We start from the raw sequence: 19,889 nt of genomic DNA, 5'->3' as shown, positions 1-19,889 counted from the left end.
TGAGTGATCTGTTCGATCTGCTCGATGTGCTGGAGACGCACTGATGCAAAGCAACTCCCTGTCCGCCCTGGTCGAACGCTTCATCAAGCTCCCCACCGAGCCGCGCAAGACGCTGTACCGGCAGATGAGCGACAAGGGCATCAGCCTGTCGCGCCTGCCCATCCCGGTCACCCGTGAGCAGTTCGAGCACCTGCCACTGTCCTTCGCCCAGGAGCGCCAGTGGTTCCTCTGGGAACTGGACCCCACCAGCACGGCCTACAACATGCCCCTGGCCCTGCGCCTGCGCGGCCCACTGGACCGCGCCGCCCTGCAGCACGGCTTCGACCGCCTGGTGGAGCGCCACGAGAGCCTGCGCACCCGCTTCTACGAGCACGACGCGCGGCGCTTCCAGCGCATCCACGCGGCAGCGCCCCTGGCCATCGTCGAAGAGACACTGCCAACGGGCACCGACGAGGCCGCCCTGCATCGTCACCTCGAAGCGCTGATCGGCGAGCCGTTCGACCTGCTCGCCGATGAGCTGCTGCGGGTGCGCCTGATCCAGCTCGGCGAGCAGGACCACATCCTGCTGCTGGTGCAGCACCACATCATCTCCGACGCCTGGTCCATGCAGGTGATGGCCCAGGAACTGGTGCAGCTCTACAGCGCCCGGCACGCCGGCGTGGCGGACGACCTGGCGCCACTGCCCATCCAGTACGGCGACTACGCGGTGTGGCAGCGCCACTGGATGGAAGCTGGCGAGCGTGACCGCCAACTGAGCTGGTGGAAAGCCCAGCTCGGCGAACGCCAGCCCGTGCTGGAACTGCCCACCGACCACCCGCGCCCGGCCGTGCAAAGCACCCGGGGTGCCAGCCTCGAAGTGCCGCTGCACGCCACGCTGGCGCGACGCCTGCAAGCGCTCGCCCAGCAGGAAAACGCCACGCCCTTCATGCTTCTCCTGGCCTCCTTCCAGGCCCTGCTGCACCGCTACAGCGGCCAGCAGGAAATCCGCGTCGGCGTGCCCGTGGCCAACCGCCAGCGGGCGGAAGCCCAGCGGTTGATCGGCTTCTTCGTCAACACCCAGGTGCTCAATGCGCGCTTCGAGGAGAACCCGAACTTCCGGGTGCTCCTGCAACAGGTACGGCAGATGGCCCTGGGCGCACAGACCCACCAGGACCTGCCCTTCGAGCAACTGGTGGAAGCGCTGCAACCCGAGCGCAGCCTCAGCCACACACCGCTGTTCCAGGTGATGTACAACCACCTGGAAGCGGAGCGCGGCACCGCAGCCCAAGGCTCTGGCGAGCTGCAAGTGGAGCCGGTATCACGGGAGGTGCGCACCGCCCAGTTCGACCTCACCCTCACCACCTTCGAATCGGCGGATGGCCTCTCTGCCAGCCTGGTGTACGCCACCGACCTGTTCGAGACGGCGACCATCGAACGCATGGCCGGCCACTGGCTGGGCCTGCTGGACGCGATGCTCGCCCAGCCCGACGCCCCCATCGCTGAGCTGCCGATGCTGTCCGTCGAGGAGCGCGAAGCCCAGCTGCAAGGCTGGAACGCAACCGCCACCGACTACCCGCTGACTACCCCGGTCCATCACCTGATCGAAGCCCAGGTGTTGCGCAATCCCGATGCGCCGGCCCTGGCCTTTGGCGCTGAGCAACTCAGCTACGCCGAACTCAACCGCCGCGCCAACCGCCTGGCCCACACGCTGATCGCCCAGGGCGTCGGTCCGGACAGCCTGGTGGGCATCGCCGTCGAGCGTTCCATCGAGATGGTCGTGGGCTTGCTGGCCATTCTCAAAGCCGGTGGCGCCTATGTGCCCCTGGACCCGGAATACCCCGCCGAGCGTCTGGCCTACATGCTCGACGACAGCGCCGTGAAACTGCTGCTGAGCCAATCACATCTCGACTTGCCGCTGGCCGCAGATGTGCAGCGTATCGATCTGGATCAGGCGCTATTGGGTGACTTCCCGGAGACCAACCCCGGTGTCGTACTCGATGCTGAAAACCTCGTCTATGTGATCTACACCTCCGGCTCCACCGGCAAGCCTAAAGGCGCAGGCAACCGTCATTCCGCCCTGACCAACCGTCTGTGCTGGATGCAGCAGGCCTATGGCCTTAACGGTGATGACACCGTTCTGCAAAAGACCCCCTTCAGCTTCGACGTATCGGTCTGGGAGTTCTTCTGGCCGCTGATGACCGGCGCGCGCCTCGTGGTCGCGGCTCCTGGCGATCACCGTGACCCGGCCAAGCTGGTGGCGCTGATCGAGCAAGAGCGTGTCAGCACGCTGCACTTCGTGCCCTCGATGCTCCAAGCCTTCCTGCTCGACCCGCAGGTAGAGCGTTGCAGCAGCCTCAAACGCATTGTTTGCAGCGGTGAAGCCTTGCCAGTGGATGCCCAGCAGCAGGTATTTGCTCGTCTGCCGCAAGCCGGTTTGTACAACCTCTACGGCCCCACCGAAGCGGCCATCGACGTGACCCACTGGACCTGCATCGACGAGGGTAAGGATGGCGTGCCGATTGGGCAGCCGATTGCCAACCTGGGTTGCTACATCCTCGATGCCAACCTGGAGCCGGTTCCAGTGGGCGTACTGGGCGAGCTGTACCTGGCCGGTGAAGGCCTGGCCCGGGGTTACCACCGTCGCCCAGCGCTGACCGCCGAGCGCTTCGTTGCCAACCCCTTCGTGGCCGGCGAACGCATGTACCGCACCGGCGACCTGGCACGGTATCGCCCGGACGGCGTGATCGAATACGCCGGCCGCATCGACCACCAGGTGAAAATCCGTGGCTTGCGCATCGAGCTAGGTGAAATCGAAGCTCGGCTGATGGAGCTGGCCGAAGTCCGCGAAGCTGTGGTGCTGGCTGTGGGTAGCGGCAGTGGCCAGCGCCTGGTGGGTTATGTGGTCCCGGCACAGGCCGATCTGGACACCGAACAACTGGCCAGCCAGCTGCGCCAAGGGCTGCCGGACTACATGGTGCCTGCGCAGTGGGTGCTGCTGGATGCGATGCCCCTGAGCCCCAATGGCAAGCTGGAGCGCAAGGCGCTGCCACAGCCGGAAGCCGGGCAGTCGCGCAAGGAATACGTGGAGCCCCAGGAAGGCCTCGAACGCCAACTGGCGGATATCTGGCAGGCCCTGCTCGGTGTCGAGCGGGTCGGCCGTCATGACGGTTTCTTCGAGCTGGGCGGGCACTCCTTGCTGGCCACCCAGGTGGTGTCGCGCGCTCGGCAGCAGCTGCAGCGCGAGGTGTCGCTGCGCACCCTGTTCGAGCACCCGCAACTCAGCGAGTTCGCCCGCGCCATCGGGCAACCGCTGGTCCAGGCCGAGCCGCCACTGCTGCCGATTTCCCGGGAACAGCCGCTACCGCTGTCCTATGCCCAGGAGCGCCAGTGGTTCCTCTGGCAACTGGAGCCGGAAAGCGCCGCGTACCACATCCCCTCGGCGCTGCGCCTGAAGGGCGAGCTGGATATTGCGGCCCTGGAACAAGCTTTCAGCGACCTGATCGCCCGGCATGAGTCGCTGCGCACGCACTTCGAGCAGCACCAGGACAAAACCGTCCAGATCATCTCGGCGCCCTACCCGCTTTCGATCGAGGTGGATCAGCTGCCGACCGACGCCACGGCCGACAGCTGGCTGCAGGCGGAAATCAGCCGCCCCTTCGACCTGCGCCAGGGTCCCCTGCTGCGTGCCCGCCTGCTGCGCCTGGACGGCCTTGACCATCTGCTGGCAGTGACCCTGCACCACATCGTTGCCGATGGCTGGTCCATGCAGCTGATGGTCGAGGAACTGGTTCGGCTCTACCACGGCCATTCGCAAGGGCAGGCCACCGCCTTGCCGGTGCTGCCGATCCAGTACGCCGACTATGCCGCGTGGCAACGCCAGTGGATGGACGCCGGCGAACGCGACAGGCAACTGGCCTACTGGACGGGCCAGCTCGGTGGCGAGCAACCCGTGCTCGAACTGCCGCTGGACCACCCGCGCCCAGCCGTCAGCCGGCACTTGGGTGCACGCCTGCCATTCGAAATCGGCAGCACGCTGACCACCCAGCTCAAGCAACTGGCCCGCCAGCACGACGTCACCCTGTTCACCCTGTTGCTGGCCTCCTTCCAGGCCCTGCTGCATCGCTACAGCCGGCAGACGGATATCCGCATCGGCGTGCCCATCGCCAACCGCAACCGCCTGGAAACCGAAGGCCTGATCGGCTTCTTCGTCAACACCCTGGTGCTGCGTGCCGAGCTGGATGGCCAGATGGCGCTGCCGGCCCTGCTCAAGCAGGCCAGGCAGGCCTTGCTCGCCGCCCAGGCGCACCAGGACCTGCCCTTCGAACAACTGGTGACCGCCCTCTCGCCGGAACGCAGCCTGGCCCACAGCCCGCTGTTCCAGGCGATGTACAACCACCAGACCGCCAGCGGCAGCGAGCGCGCACTGCCCGTGATCGCCGACCTGCAGGTGGAGGCCATGGGCTGGAGCAACCACACCGCCCAGTTCGACCTGACCCTGGACACCTTCGAGCATCAGGGCGCCGACGGCACCCTGCAGGCGATCCTCACCTACGCCACCGACCTGTTCGAAGCCGCCACCGTAGAGCGCCTGGCCGTCCACTGGCGCAACCTGCTCACCGCCATGGTCGCCCACCCGAACCAGCGCCTGGCCGAGCTGCCGATGCTGTCGAACAGTGAGCAGCAAGCCAACCTGCAAGCCTGGAACCCCGCGCCTGCGCACTTCCCGGTGGATACCTGCCTGCACCAGCTGTTCGAACAGCGTGCCGCTGAGGTGCCTGACGCCATCGCCCTGAGCTTCGAAGGCCAGACCCTGGCCTATGGCGAACTCAACCGCCGCGCCAACCGCCTGGCCCACCGCCTGATCGCCGAAGGCGTGCAGCCTGACAGCCTGGTCGGCCTGGCCGCCGGCCGTGGCCTGGACGTGATCGTTGGCCTGCTGGCCATCCTCAAGGCCGGCGGTGCCTATGTGCCCCTGGACCCGGCCTACCCGGAAGATCGCCTGGCCTTCCTGATCGAAGACAGCGGTCTTAGCCTGCTGCTGGCCGAAGACAGTGCTCGTGAGCGTCTGGTCATTCCTGAGCAGGTCCGGGTTCTGTCCCTGGAGCCCGACGATGGCCAGGGTCGCGACGACAACCCCAATGTCGCCCTCAGCCCGGCCAACCTGGCCTATGTCATCTACACCTCGGGCTCCACCGGCCAGCCCAAGGGCGCCTTGCTCAGTCACGACAACGCCATGCGCCTGTTCACCGCCACCGATGCCTGGTTCGGCTTCGGGCCGCAGGATGTCTGGAGCCTGTTCCACTCCTTCGCCTTCGATTTCTCGGTGTGGGAAATCTTTGGCGCGCTGCTCTATGGCGGCCGTCTGGTGATCGTGCCGCAGTGGGTGACCCGCTCGCCGGACGAGTTCCACACGCTGCTCTGCCGCGAAGGCGTCACCGTGCTGAACCAGACGCCGTCTGCGTTCAAGGCGCTGATGGGCGTGGCTTGCACGGCAAACGATCAGGCCTCGGCTCTGCGCTATGTGGTGTTCGGTGGTGAAGCACTGGAAGTAAAAGGCCTGGCGCCCTGGTTCGAACGCTTTGGCGACAGCGCACCGCGCCTGGTGAATATGTACGGCATCACCGAAACCACGGTGCATGTGACCTGGCGACCGCTGTCCCTTGACGACCTGCAACAGGGCGCCAGCAGCCCCATTGGTGAAGCCATCCCCGACCTGACCTGGTACCTGCTCGACGGCGCGCTTAACCCGGTGGCCCAGGGCTGCACCGGTGAGCTGTATGTCGGCGGCCCAGGCCTGGCTCGTGGCTACCTGAAGCGCCCCGGCCTGAGCGCCACGCGCTTTGTGCCGGACCCGTTCTCCAGTCGAGGCGAGCGGCTGTACCGCACCGGCGACCTGGCGCGCTACCGCAGCGACGGTGTGATCGAGTACATCGGCCGGCTGGACCAGCAGGTGAAGATCCGTGGCTTCCGTATCGAGCTGGGCGAGATCGAAGCGCAGTTGCTGGCGCACCCCTCGATTCGCGAGGCGGCGGTGCTGGCCCAGGACGGCAACGGCGGCCCGCAGCTGGTGGCCTACCTGGTGCACGGCAGTAGCCTCGACGAAGTCGCTCTGCGTGACGCGCTGAAGGCGCACCTGCGCGAACACCTGCCGGACTACATGGTGCCGGCGCACCTGCTGTTCCTCGACCACCTGCCCCTGACCACCAACGGCAAGCTCGACCGCAAGGCCCTGCCGGCGCTGGATGCCAGCGTGGTGCAAACCGCCTACGTGGCGCCGCGCAACGACCTCGAACGGGGCATCGCCGAGATCTGGCAGGACATCCTCAAGGTCGCGCGAATCGGCGTGACCGATAACTTCTTCGAGCTGGGCGGGGATTCCATCATCTCCATCCAGGTGGTGAGCCGGGCCCGCCAGGCGGGCATCCTGTTCACCCCGAAAGACCTGTTCCTGCACCAGAGCGTGCAGGAGCTGGCCGCCGTCGCGCGCCTCGGTGAAGCCCAGGTCATCGACCAGGGGCCGGTGCTCGGTGCGCTCGCCCTGTTGCCCATCCAGCAAACCTTCTTCGAGACCGAGATCCCGCAGCGCCACCACTGGAACCAGGCCGTCCTGCTGTGCCCGACGACCCCGCTGCAGCCGGCGCTGCTGGAACAGGCACTGACGGCCGTGCAGGTTCACCACGACGGCTTGCGCCAGTGCTTCAACCAGCACGACGGCGCCTGGCAGGCCCAGGTGCTCGCGCCTAACGCCCTGCGCCCGGTGCTCTGGCACCGCCAGCTGGCCAGCGCCGATGAGCTCACGGCCCTGGTCGACCAGGCCCAGCGCAGCCTGGCCCTGGAATCGGCGGAGCTGGTCCGCGCCCTGCTGGTGGATATGCCAGATGGCAGCCAGCGGCTGCTGCTGGCCATCCACCACCTGGCAGTGGACGGTGTTTCCTGGCGCATCCTCTTCGAGGACCTGCAAACCCTCTATCGCCAGTTCGAGGCCGGGCAAGCCCCACGGCTGCCCGCCAAGACAAGCTCCACCAAGGCCTGGGCCGAGCGCCTGCACGGTTACGCCGCCAGCACCGCGCGCAGCGCTGCCCTGCCCTATTGGCTGGAGCAACTGGCCAAGGCCCCGATCGACCTGCCTTGCGACAACCCACAGGGCAGCCTGCGCAACAGCCAGGCCACGACCCTCAGCAGCCACCTCGACCAGGCCGCGACCCGGCGCCTGCTGCAGACCGTCCCGGCGGCCTACCGGACCCAGATCAACGACCTGCTGCTGACCGCCCTCGCCCGCGTCGTCGCCCGCTGGAGCGGCCACCAGGACGTGCTCGTGCAATTGGAAGGCCACGGCCGCGAGGACCTGTTCGACGACATCGACCTCACCCGTACCGTGGGCTGGTTCACCAGCCTGTTCCCGGTGAAACTCAGCGTCGGCGGCGACCTCGCCGAGTCGATCAAGAGCGTCAAGGAAGCGCTGCGTGCCCTGCCCGACAAGGGCCTGTCGTTCGGCGCCCTGCGCCACCTCGGCGACGCCGAAACCCGCCAGCGCCTGGCCGCGCTGCCCACGCCGCGCATCACCTTCAACTACCTCGGCCAGTTCGATAACAGCTTCGACGATGCCGAAGGCGCCCTTTTCGTGCCGGCGCCGGAAGGCAGCGGCCAGGAGCAGAGCGAGGACGCGCCCCTGGGCAACTGGCTGACCCTCAACGGGCAGATCTACGGCGGCGAGCTGAACATCGGCTGGACCTTCAGCCAGGACCTGTACGACGACGCCACCATTGCGCGTCTGGCCGACGACTACACCCGCGAGCTGCACGCGCTGATCGACCATTGCTGCACGGCAGGCACCCGGGGCGCCACGCCATCGGACTTCCCCCTGGCCGGGCTGACCCAGGCACAGCTGGACAGGCTGCCGCTGGACCTGGCGGCCATCGAAGACATCTACCCGCTGTCGCCCATGCAGCAGGGCATGCTGTTCCATACCCTGGAAGCCTCGGAAGCGGCCTACTACATCAACCAGATGGCGGTGGATGTCGAAGGGCTGGATGCCGAGCGCTTCGTCGCCGCCTGGGACGCGGTGATCGCCCGCCACGAAATCCTCCGTACCGGCTTCTGGAGCGAGAGCCACCTGGCCCAGCCGCTGCAGGTGGTCTATCGCAGCGCCCGCCTGCCGGTGTCGCTGCTGGACTGGAGCCCGCGCCAGGTAGCGCCCGAAACGCTGCAGGCCCTGGCCGAGGAAGAGGCCGCCCGGGGCTTCGACCTGCTGCACGCGCCGCTGATGCGCCTGACCCTGGTCACACTGGGCGAGGGCCGCGCGCACCTGATCTGGACCAGCCACCACATCCTCATGGACGGCTGGAGCAACTCGCGCCTGCTGGGCGAGGTGCTGGAAACCTACAACGGCCTGGAACCGGCGCCGCGCCGTGGTCGCTACCGCGACTACATCGCCTGGCTCCAGGCCCAGCCCGGCGAGCCCCTGGAAACCTTCTGGCGGCAGAAGCTGCAGGCCCTCGAAGGGCCGACCCTGCTCGCCGACCACCTGGCGCCGCGCCCCGACGCCAACGGCGTTGGCCACCAGGCGCTGTACCTGCACTGGGACCGCGACGCCACGCAGCACCTGCGCGAGCAGGCCCAACGCCTGCGGGTCACCCCCAACACCCTGATCCAGGCCGCCTGGCTGTTGCTGCTGCAACGCTGCACGGGGCAATCCACGGTGTGCTTCGGTGCCACTGTGGCCGGGCGCCCCACCAGCCTCCCCGGCGCCGACGAGATGCTCGGGCTGTTCATCAACACCCTGCCGATCATCCAGACGCCCTGCCCCGAGCACTCGGTGCGCCAGTGGCTGGAGCAGCTGCAGGGCTACAACGTGGAAGTGCGCGAGCGCGAACACACCCCGCTGGCCGAGCTGCAACGCTGGTCCGGCCAGGGTGGCCAGGCGCTGTTCGACAGCATCATCGTGTTCGAGAACTACCCGGTGGACGAACGCCTGCAGGAGGCGGAGCAGGAGCACCTGCGCTTCGGCAAGGTCGCCGGCCGCGACGTGACCAACTTCGCCATGGACCTGGCGGTCCACCTCGAAGACACCTTCAGCATCGAGTTCCTCTACCTGCGCAACGCCTTCACCGAAGGCGCCGTCCAGCTCATCCGCAGCAGCTTCGAAACCCTGCTGCGGGCGCTGCTGGAACAGCCGGACGCCCCCATCGGCAGCCTGCCGATGCTGCCCCCGGCGGAGCAGGCGTTGCTCGACGAACAGAACCACTTCCTGCCCTCCACGGCTCAGCCGCTGCTGGCGGAGCAGATCCGCCGGCACGCCCTGGTGCAGCCCGAGGCGCTCGCGGCGGTGTGCGCCGAACAGCGCCTGAGCTTTGCCGAACTGGAGCAGCGCGCCAGCCAACTGGCCGCCGAGCTGAGCCACCGCGGCGTCGGCCCGGAGAGCATCGTCGGTGTCGCCCTGGAACGCTCGGTGGACACCCTGGTGGCCTTCTACGCGGTGATGAAGACCGGGGCAGCCTACGTCCCGATGGACATCGAGCACCCCGCCGAGCGCCTGCGCTGGGTGGTGGAGGATGCCGCCATGTGCCTGCTGATCAGCACGCGCCCGCTGTGCACCCGCTTCGACGACTTCTGGGAAACGCCGCTGCTGCTGCTGGACGAGCCGCTGCCCGCGCGTGCCGTCGCCGAGCTGCCGGTGCATGCCGAGGGTGGCCACCTGGCCTACCTGATCTACACCTCCGGCTCCACCGGCAAGCCCAAGGGCGTGGCGGTGGCCCACGAGGCCATCCGCATGCACTGCCAGGCCATCGGCGAGCTGTACGAGATGACCCCGCAGACCCGCGAGCTGCTGTTCATGTCCTTTGCCTTCGATGGCGCCCAGGAACGCTGGCTGACCACCCTGTCCCACGGGGGTTGCCTGGTGATCCGCGACAACCGCCTGTGGACCGCCGAGGAAACCTGGCAGGCCCTGCACGAACAGCGCATCGACATCGCCTGCTTCCCGCCCGCCTACCTGCAACAGCTGGCCGAATACGCCCAGACCCAGGAGCAATCGCCACCACCGGTGCGGGTCTACTGCTTCGGTGGCGACGCCGTGGCCGAGGCCAACTTCGAGCGGGTCAAGCGCGCCCTGAAACCGGTCACCCTGACCAATGGCTACGGCCCCACCGAAACGGTGGTCACCCCGATGCTGTGGAAGACCGCTGCCAGCGGAACCTGCGGCGCCCGCTACGCACCCATCGGCTCGCGGGTCGGCCAGCGCAGCCTCTATGTGCTGGACAGCCACCTCAACCCGGTGCCGCGAGGCATCGCCGGCGAGCTGTACATCGGGGGCGAAGGCCTCGCCCGGGGCTACCACCAGCGCCCGGGGCTCACCGCCGAGCGCTTCGTCGCCGACCCCTTCTCCGCCGGTGGCCGCCTGTACCGCAGCGGTGACTGGGTGCGCCAGCGCGCCGATGGCGTCATCGACTACCTCGGCCGCCTGGACAACCAGATCAAGATCCGTGGCTTCCGCATCGAGCCCGGCGAGATCGAGGCACGCCTGCGGGCCCTGCCCGGCATCCAGGATGCCGTGGTGGTCGCCCGCGAGGTCAACGGCAGCCAGCAGTTGATCGGCTACGTGGCCAGCGTCAGCGGCGTGCAGGGCGACACCCTGCGCGCGGCACTGCAGGGTGACCTGCCGGAATACATGGTGCCGGTGCACATCGTCAGCCTGCCGGCACTGCCGCTCAACGCCAACGGCAAGGTCGACCGCAATGCGCTGCCGGCTCCAGAACTCAAGGTGCGCACCTTCGTCGCCCCGCGCAACGAGGTGGAACGGCACCTGGCGGCCATCTGGCAGGAGGTGCTGGAAATCGAGCAGGTGGGGGTGACGGACAACTTCTTCGAACTCGGCGGCGACTCGCTGCGCATCCTCAAGGTGCTGTCGAAGCTGCGCGCCCGTCCCGAGCTCGGCCTCAACCTGAAGCTGCGCGACATGATCGGCAAGCCCACCATCGCCGAGCTGTCCGGCTACGACGACGAGGTACGCGAGCTGGACCCGCTGCTGCCCCTCAATGCACCCACCCAGGGCGACGTGGCGCTGTTCTGCCTGCACGCGGGCTTCGGCACCGTGTTCGACTACGAGCCCCTCGCCCGGCGCCTCGAAGGCCGCTGCAGCGTCTACGGCATCCAGTGCCGCATGCTGCTGGACCGCACCTGGGAAGACCGCTCGCTGGAAGCCATGGCCATCGACTACACCCGCTTCATCCGCCAGAAGCAGGCCCACGGCCCCTACCGGCTGCTGGGCTGGTCGCTGGGCGGTGCGCTGGCCTTGCTGGTGGCCCAGGAACTGGAGCGCCAGGGGCAGGAGGTCGAACTGCTCGGCCTGGTGGACTGCTTCACCCCGGTCGACTCCCACGAGGACGGCAACGAGGGCTGGGAGAGCGAACTGAGCACCTTCCTCGCCACCCTGCTGGGCGTGCCCCGGGAAGCATTGCCGGACCAGCCACTGCCACCCGGCAGTGACGCCCGCGACGTGCGCCAGTGGATTGCCGACGCCCAGGCCGCCGTGGGTGCGGATGCCAACGGCGCGGCCATCACCGCCGAGGAGCTGGCCCATACCTTCCTCGCGGCGATGAAGCTCAAGGCCCTGTCGCTGGCCTGGAAGCAGGTGCCGAGCCTGGACGCCCAGCCCAGTTGCTGGTGGGCGGTGCAGGAGCGCAGCGCCGATGAGCAACGCACCTTGCAGGGGTACTTCCCCGAGGCCCGCGAGCACCGGCAAGTGAGTGCGGGGCACTACGACATCCTGCGCCACGCCGGCTTCCTGCACGACATCACCGACAGGGTGCTGGACAGCGAATCGGTGGCCGGTTAGGCCGGGGCCCCGGCAACGGGGCCCCTTCTTCTCTTCACGCCTGCAGACAATAAGGAATACCCATGTCCCTGGACCCGAATCTCGAAGCCTTCCTGGAGTTGGCCGAATTGGGACGCTTGAGCGGCAAGAGCCGCCCCATGCATGAACTCAGCGTCGAACAGGCGCGCGAGGAGTTCTCCAACACCTCGCACGTGCTCGACCCCGACCCGCCGGGTTCGGTCGCGGTAACGCCGCTGAGCATCCCCACCCGGGACGGCGCCATGCTGCAGGCACGCCTCTACCGCGCTTCCGGGCAGCAAGGGCAGGCGCTGCCGACCATCCTCTACTTCCACGGCGGTGGCTACGTGGTGGGCGACCTGGATTCGCACGACCCGGTGTGCCGCCGCCTGGCCGCCAGCGGGCGCTTTGCGGTGCTGGCCCCGACCTACCGCCGCGCCCCCGAGGCGCCCTTCCCGACCGCCGCCGATGACGCCAGCGACTGCGCCAACTGGCTGGTGGAGCAGGCCCAGGCCCTAGGCCTGGCCGAGCGATTCGCCGTGGCCGGCGACAGCGTCGGCGCCACCCTGGCCACCGTGCTGGCGGCCGAAGCGGTGATCACCCCGGAGCAGCAGAAGCTGCGGCCCTTCGCCCAGTTGCTGTTCTACCCGGTGACCGACATCAGCCGGCAGCGCGACTCCCACCGCCGCTACGCCGAGGGCTACCTGCTGGAAACCCTGACCCTGGAGTGGTTCTACCAGCACTACTGCACCGCCGAGCAACGCCTGGACTGGCGCGCCTCCCCCCTGCTCAGCCCGGTCACCGCCCCCCTGGCGCCGACCTACCTGTCGCTGGCCGAGTACGACCCGCTGGTGGATGAAGGCCAGGCCTACGCCGAACACCTGCGCCAGGGCGGCACCGAGGTCACCCTGGTCCTGGAGCGTGGCTTCACCCACGACTTCCTGCGCATGTCCGGCATCACCGACGAGGTGGCCTCGATCTACCGCAATGCGGAGCAATGGCTGCTCGCACGTTGACCCTCCCCGTGCCATTCCCGGGCTGAAGCCCGGGCTACGGTGCCAAGGCCTGGGCTCGTGTAGGGTGTGCTGCGCGCACCGACGCTCGGTGTTTCAGGCAAGGTCCTGAGTCTCCTGATACATCCACCGCATGGGTTTCGCTTCGCTCTACGCCATCCCACGAGAGCCGCCATCCACGACGCGCGCGTCCGACGGGGAACGCCTCCGCCTCGTCAAACGGCGCGGCAATGCAAAAGGCCCATGCTTGCGCATGGGCCTTTTGGTCTTGTGATCGTCCGGGATCGCTGGAGCCTGGTGTCTCGTCGCCCAGGGGCCGGGTTCAGAAGAACTCGCCGCGCAGGGTCAGCATGAAGTTGCGTGGTGCACCGTAGTAGTTGCCGTATTCGGAGGTACCCACGGTTTCGTAGTAGCGGCGGTCGAACAGGTTGTTGCCGTTGACGGCCACCGTCCAGTTGTCGTCCACCTTGTATTCGACCATCGCGCCGTACACGGCGTAGCCGCCCTGGGTGAAATCGTAGGGCGTCTGGTTGATCGCGTTACCGATGGAGTCGAAGTCATAGGCCATGCCGGACACGTAGTTGGCGCTCTGCACTTCCACGCCGCCGCCTACACGCCATTTCTCGAACTGGCCCGGCAGGGTGTAGACGGTCCACAGCTTGGCCAGGTGGCGCGGGGTGATGCTGGTGTAGTCGCTGGCTTCGGTCTGGTTATCGGTAAGGTTGAGGGTGTAGCCCGCGATCACTTCCCAGCCGGGGGTGATCTCACCGGTGGCTTCCAGGTCGATGCCCTTGCTGATGACCTTGCCCTGGCCGATGAAGCAGCAGCTGCCGCTGTAGCTGAAGGGGGCCTGCGGGTAGGAGGGATCGGTCATCGCCTCGTTCTGGCGCTTGGTGTAGAACAGCGCGCCGGAGAGGTTCAGGCGGCCGCCGAAGAGCTCGCCCTTCAGGCCCATCTCATAGGTCTTGCCGGTCATGGGCTCCACAGCGCTGGAGGAGCCAACCGGCCCTTTGAGCTTCTGCGCCTGGGGCTTGAAGATCTCGGCGTAGCTGACGTAGGTCGACCACTCGTCATCCAGCGCATAGATCAGGCCACCAAAGGGCACCAGCTTGGTCGGCTCGCGGTAGCGGATCTTCGACTGGTAGCTCCAGACCCCTGCGGTCTTGGTCTGGTAGTCCTGCTCGTACTTGTAGCGCTGTGCGCGGGCACCGAGCACCAGCTTCAGCGGGTCGGTCAACTGCAGGCGCAGGGTGGAATAGACACCGTACTGTTCGCGGGTGTTGGGGCTGTAGTCGCGCCAGTAATCGTGGTCGGTGGCGTTGGTCGGCAGCGGCGATGCACCGGGGTTCCACAGGTCGATGTAGCCGCCCTTGCCGAGCATGCCGTCGGCGGCGCGCCAGCGGCTGGTCACCTTCTGGTAGTCGGCGCCCACCAGCAGTTCGTGCTGGCGGCCGAAAGCATCGAACTTGCCACTGAGGTTCGTATCGAAGACCGACTGTTTGCTCCAGGAGGAGACGTAGCTGCCCCACCAGTAGGGGCCGATGTTGGTGGTCTCGTCCACCGAACCGTAGGGGATGATGCCTTCGGTGTCGGACTTGTTGTAGGTGTAGGTGTAACTGGTGTTGAGCTTCCAATCCTCCGACAGGTAGTGGTCGATCTTGAAGAAGACCTCCTCGTCGTAGCCGTCCATGTACGCCTGGCCGGTGGTGTACCAGGTGTGGCGCGGCAGGTGCAGGTCGCCACCACGGGAGTAGCGCGGCAGGCCGTCGCCGGTGCCGTTCTCGTGGGTCCGCGCGTAGCTGGCGCCGAAGGTCACCATGGTGTCCGGGGTGACATCCGCCTCCAGCACGCCGTAGAAGAAGGGCTCTTCGGTGCTGCGGTTGTCCATGAAGTACTGGCGGTCCTCGTAGGACACCACGGCGCGACCGCGCAGCTTGCCGTCGAAGCCCAGCGGGCCGGTGATGTCCGCTTCGGTGCGGTAGTTGTCCCAGCTGCCGGCGGAGGCGTTGAACTTCAGCTGGTACTGGTCCAGCGGGCGCTTGCGCACCAGGTTGATGATGCCGCCCGGGTCACCGGTGCCGCCCAGCAGGCCGGAGGAGCCACGCAGGACCTCGATGTGATCGTACTCGGCCAGGTTGTACAGCTTGTTGCCGTAGAAGGTGCCGACCCCGGAGCCGATGTCCATGGGCGCTGCGCCATCGATCTGCACGTTGTCGATGCCGAAGCCACGGGAAGCCAGCTTGGGCAGGCGGTAGGTGCCGTTCTTGACGGTGATGCCGGGCGTCATCTTCATCGCCTCGGACAGCGTGGTCATGCGCCGGTCTTCGATCAGCTGGCTGCTGATCACCGACACCGACTGCGGGGTCTCCTTGAGGCTGGTGGGCGTCTTGGAGCCCACGCTGGTGAGGCCGGTGGTGTAGGAACCGGAGTTCTCGGTGGCCTCGCCCATGCCCTGGCCGGAGATGAAGGTGGCGCCCAGGTCCAGGGCGCTGCTCTCATCGGCGGTGCTGGTGAGGAGCACCGTGTTGTTCTCGATGCGGTAGTTGACGCCCGCGCCCTTGAGCAGGGTTTCCAGCGCGGTTTCGACTTCCATGTTGCCGTTCACCGCCGTCGACAGCTTGCCCCGGACGAGGTCGGAGCTGTAGAGGATCTGCACGCCCGCCTGCTCGCTGAGCGCGGCCAGGGCACGGTCCAGCGACTGGGCCGGAATGTTCAGTTGCTTGGGCGCTGCACTCACCGGCCCACCCAGGACCGCCCCCAGCACCATCGCCGAGAACAGCGCGCTCAGTGGCCGCCGCGAGGCATAGGGCAATCTCCCTGAACGTCGTTCAACATCGTACTTCTGCATGCTTTACCGTCCTGTTGTGAGAGTGCGACGCCACTTCGCTGGTGAAGCGCCGCTGATCGGATGTGCCCTGCCGACTGCGTCCATGGGAATGCGGTGATGGATGAGGGCACTTACAGGACGAATAGCGATAAAAAAAATTTAACCGAACGGTGAACCCAGGTACATCGAATCAGTCAAAGGCCGCCTTTCGGCAGCCCGATCTGCACCCGCCTGTAGGAGCGAATTCATTCGCGATGGAGTATCCGTCCATTCGCAGCCCTGTGCCTGCGGCGGGTCTTTCGCGGCTGAAGCCGCTCCCACAGGGGTTGTGTGAGCCTGTGGGTCGGGTGCAAATCCGGTGATGGGTTTCGCTGTGCTCTACACCATCCTACGAATGTGCCGGCGGGTGGCGTTTGCGTTTAGCCCAGCCGCTGAGCTGGCCGGGGTGGATGACGCTCTTTTATCCACCAGGCGATGTCGAGCCCCGCACCGTGCCCCCGCCTGGTGGAATTCATTCGCGATGGCGTATCCGGCCATCCTCAGCCCTGTGCCGACAGCGGGTCTTTCGCGGCTGAAGCCGCTCCCACAGGGGTGGTGTGAGCCTGTGGATCGGGTGCAAATCCGGTGATGGGTTTCGCTTCGCTCTACACCATCCTACGAGTGTGCCGGCGGGTGGAATTTACGTTTGGCCCAGCCGCTGAGCTGGCCGGGGTGTAGGGTGGATGACGCTCTTTTCATCCACCAGGCGATGTCGAGCCCCGCACCGTGCCCCGCCTGGTGGGGAATTCATTCGCGATGGAGTATCCGTCCATTCGCAGCCCTGTGCCTGCGGCGGGTCTTTCGCGGCTGAAGCCGCTTCTACAGGGGTTGTGTGAGCCTGTGGGTCGGGTGCAAGGCCGATGATGGGGTTCGCTGCGCTTGCGGAGCGCCGCCCGACGCCTCCTGCAAAAGCAGCCACCGCACACAGGATGCAAAACGCCCGGCCTGGAAGCCGGGCGTCGTCACCGTATCGGTTGCCTTATCAGGTGGTCTGCAACTGACGGGCCTTTTCCAGCAGCGCCGCGCGCTCCTCGGGGCTGAGGGCGTCGAGGCGCAAGCGCGCCTGGGCCAGCTTGAGCAACTGCCCCGGCACCGTTTCGAGGGCGCGCAAGGCCTGCGCCAATGCCGCCGGCGTCGGGTTGTCGAAGACGATGCCCGGGTTGGCCTCGCATTGCAGCAGCTTGCGGATGCCGGCCACCAGCTTGATCACCAACAGGGAATGCCCACCACTGGCGAAGAAGTCCTGGTCCATGCTCAACCGCTCGAGCCCCAGCAACTGGGCCATGCGCGTGGACAGCAGTTCTTCCAGGGCATCCTGCGGGGCCACGAAGTCCCGCGGTGCCAGCTGCAGCTCACGGGCCTGCAAGGCCTGCCGGTCGATCTTGCCGTTGGCCAGGCGCGGCATGGCCGCCAGCACCTGCACATGGGCCGGCAGCATCGATTCGGGCAGGTGCGTACGCAGCGCGGTGCGCACCTCGCTGGCGTAATCCTCCGCCACTGCGCCCTGCACCACGACGAACGCCACCAGCTCCGCAGCCTCGCCCGGGTTGCGCACCACCACCGCGGCCTCGGTGATGGATGGCAACAGCAACAGCGCCTGCTCGGTTTCGGCCGGTTCCACCCGATGGCCACGGATCTTCACCTGCTGGTCCTTGCGGCCGTACAGCTGGATGCCGCCATCCGGGCGGTAGCGCGCCAGGTCGCCACTGCGGTAGAGCACCTGCCCCTCGTCGAAGGGATCGGCGACGAACGCCTGGCGTTGCTCGACAGTGGCATTCAGGTAGCCGCGGCTGACCTGCTGCCCGCCGATGTACAGCTCGCCGAGCACGCCCACCGCCACCGGCTGGCGCTGCTCATCCAGCACATGCACCCGGTTGTTCGCCAGCACCCGGGTCAGCGGGATGCCCAGCTCGCCCAGGTCCGCCTCGGTCACGGGGTGGACGAGCACGCCCACGGTGGTTTCGGTCGGCCCGTAGTGGTTGAACAGCCGGCAGTCGGGGCGGATGCCCAGCACCCGTGCGGCCAGGGCCGGCGGCAGTGCCTCGCCACCCAGCACCAGGGTCTGCGGAACGACCGGGCTCTCCGTGTCCAGCAACGCGGCCAGGTGGGAGGGCACGATCTTCAGGCAGTCGATGCGCTGGGATGCGAGGTAGCCGGCAAATGCAGCGGGGTTCTGCAGGGTCGGGTCATCCGCCACATGCAGGGTCGCGCCGTTGTAGAGCGCACCGAACAGCGCGGTATTGCCCAGGTCGGCCGAGACGGTGGACGCCAGGGCGACCTGGCGGCAGCCATCGAGGGCCATCGCCTCGCTGGCGGCAACGGTGTAGTTGAAGAGGTTTCGGTGCTCGATCACCACGCCCTTGGGCGCCCCGGTGCTGCCGGAGGTGAAGAGCACATAGGCGACCTCGTTGCCCGCCGTCGGTTGGGCCTCGAATACCGCTGCCGAGGCTGCATCGGGAGTACCCGGCTGCACCTGCAATGCCGGCACGCCTGCCACCTCGGCGAGCGCCGTTGCGGTCAGCACCAGACGCGCGCCGGCCTGTTCCAGCACCTGCGCCTGGCGGGTCGCCGGCCAGTGCGGGTCCATGGGCACGTAGGCGGCGCCGACACGCCAGGTCGCCAGCAGGGCCACCACCCAGGCAATCGACCGGGGCAAGGCCAGCGCCACCCGGTCACCCGGCTCGACGCCGCTATGGCGCAGCCGCTGGGCCAGGTGCTGGACCTGGGTCTCCAGCTCGCGCCAGGTGAGTGCCTGGCCGCCTTCGGTGATCGCCAGGGCGTCCGGCGTGACCTCGGCCCAGTGGGCAATGCGCTGGGGCAGCAGGCCATCGGCCTCCCCCAGCGCCCGTGGCGGCGGATTGATCGCCAGCAGCTGTTGCCGCACCGGCTCGCTCAGGGGCGGCAGGGTCGCCAGCTCGGGGTCGCCCGCCAGCATGGCCTGCAGCAGGCCCTGGTATTGGTCCAGCAATCCGTGCATGGCAGTGCGGCTGTAGAGATCGGTGCGGTAGCTCAGGGCCAGCCCGACGGGTGCGTCCCCGGCACGCAGCACCTGCAGATGGAGGTCGAAGTCCGGTGCCTGCTCAGCCACGGCCGTGGCCCGCCAGGTGGCGCCCTCGATGACCCGTTCCGGCAGCAGCGGGCCGCAGGCGAATCCGCAGGGTGTCTCGGGCACGACCTGGCCGCTGCCGCCAACCCAGTACTCCTGCCAGGTGTCGTGCTGCTCCAGGCAGCTCGCCAACTCGGCGCAGACCTTGCGCAGGCGCACATCCCCGCCAAGGTCCAGGCGGATGGGCAGGGTCCGCTGCAGGACGCCAGGCGCCCCGGCGAAGAATTCGTAGGTTTCACGGGCATCGTGCCGCCAGGCCACCAGGCAGGCGGTACGACCGCTCAGGCGCGACAGCAGCGCCCACCAGCCCGCCTGCAGGAGCGATGCGGGTGACTGCCCATCGGCCTGTGCCCGCTTCTCCAGCGCGGCCAGCAATGCCGGCTCGAGGGGCAGTTCGACCCGCTCGGCGCGCTGGGGGAATGCGCCGCCATTACGGCGGTACGGCAGGTCGGGGGATGCGCCCTCGCCTTGCAGATGACTCGCCCAGTAGCGCTTGCCGTCGGCGGCGTCTTCGTCCACCGCCACTTCGGCGTGCCATTCCAGGTACTGCTCGAAGCAGGCCGGTTCATCGTCATCGGCGGCGCCTGCCGGCAGCCCCTGGTAGGCATCGAACAGGGCTTCGCAGAGGAGCCCCATGCTGCGGGCGTCGACGATAAAGCGCGCGACGCCCAGGCTCAGGCGCCAGCCGCCGGTTTCCAGGTGCTGCAACAGGCCACCCAGATGGACCCCGGCCCTGATTTGATGGGGCGCATTGGCCCAGCCGTCGAAGCCTGCCGCCAGCGCTGCCGGCGAGCCGGGCTCGGCCAGCACCTGCAAGGGGAAGCCACCGCCCTCGCCCGCCAGCTGGCGCCGGCCGTTGTAGCCGGGCACCTGGCCAATGCGCGTGGCGAGCACGGGGAAGCGCTGCACCAGCCCGTCCAGCGCGGCCTGCAGGCGAGCCAGGTCCAGCTCGCTGGGGATGTTCACCTGCAGCAGGTGCGCCACCTCGGCCCAGGTACCCCCGAGTTCGGTCCTTTCCAGCAGGCGCTGCTGCTCCGGCAGCAAGGGGAACCCGGTGCTGATTGCGTCCATGCTCATGCCTCCACCTCGTTTGTT

At 67.6% G+C, this 19,889-nt stretch carries 4 protein-coding genes; 2 read left to right on the top strand and 2 right to left on the bottom strand.

The window, feature by feature from the left end; translation table 11 throughout:
- The first annotated feature begins 43 nt into the window (after positions 1-43).
- Complete coding sequence (locus tag PSm6_RS24365; RefSeq protein WP_265168467.1) at positions 44-11,812, top strand: non-ribosomal peptide synthetase; 11,769 nt, start codon at positions 44-46, stop codon at positions 11,810-11,812.
- 62 nt (positions 11,813-11,874) lie between these two features.
- Entirely contained in the window at positions 11,875-12,825 is a 951-nt protein-coding gene (locus PSm6_RS24360) for an alpha/beta hydrolase (protein ID WP_265168466.1), read from the top strand.
- A 319-nt stretch (positions 12,826-13,144) separates the two neighbouring features.
- Here PSm6_RS24360 and PSm6_RS24355 read toward each other — a convergent pair whose 3' ends face one another.
- Positions 13,145-15,670 carry a TonB-dependent siderophore receptor gene (locus PSm6_RS24355; protein ID WP_265168465.1) on the bottom strand — a complete coding sequence of 842 codons (2,526 nt, stop codon included), beginning with the start codon at positions 15,668-15,670 and terminating at the stop codon, positions 13,145-13,147.
- Positions 15,671-16,670: 1,000 nt separating this feature from the next.
- Positions 16,671-19,871 (bottom strand): non-ribosomal peptide synthetase, encoded by a 3,201-nt coding sequence (locus PSm6_RS24350; RefSeq protein WP_265168464.1) that lies wholly within the window; start codon positions 19,869-19,871, stop codon positions 16,671-16,673.
- Positions 19,872-19,889: the final 18 nt, after the last annotated feature.

Source organism: Pseudomonas solani (assembly GCF_026072635.1).
GTDB lineage: Bacteria > Pseudomonadota > Gammaproteobacteria > Pseudomonadales > Pseudomonadaceae > Metapseudomonas > Metapseudomonas solani.
Note: the sequence above shows the minus strand (reverse complement) of the source record. Positions and strands in the feature narration are given on the sequence as shown.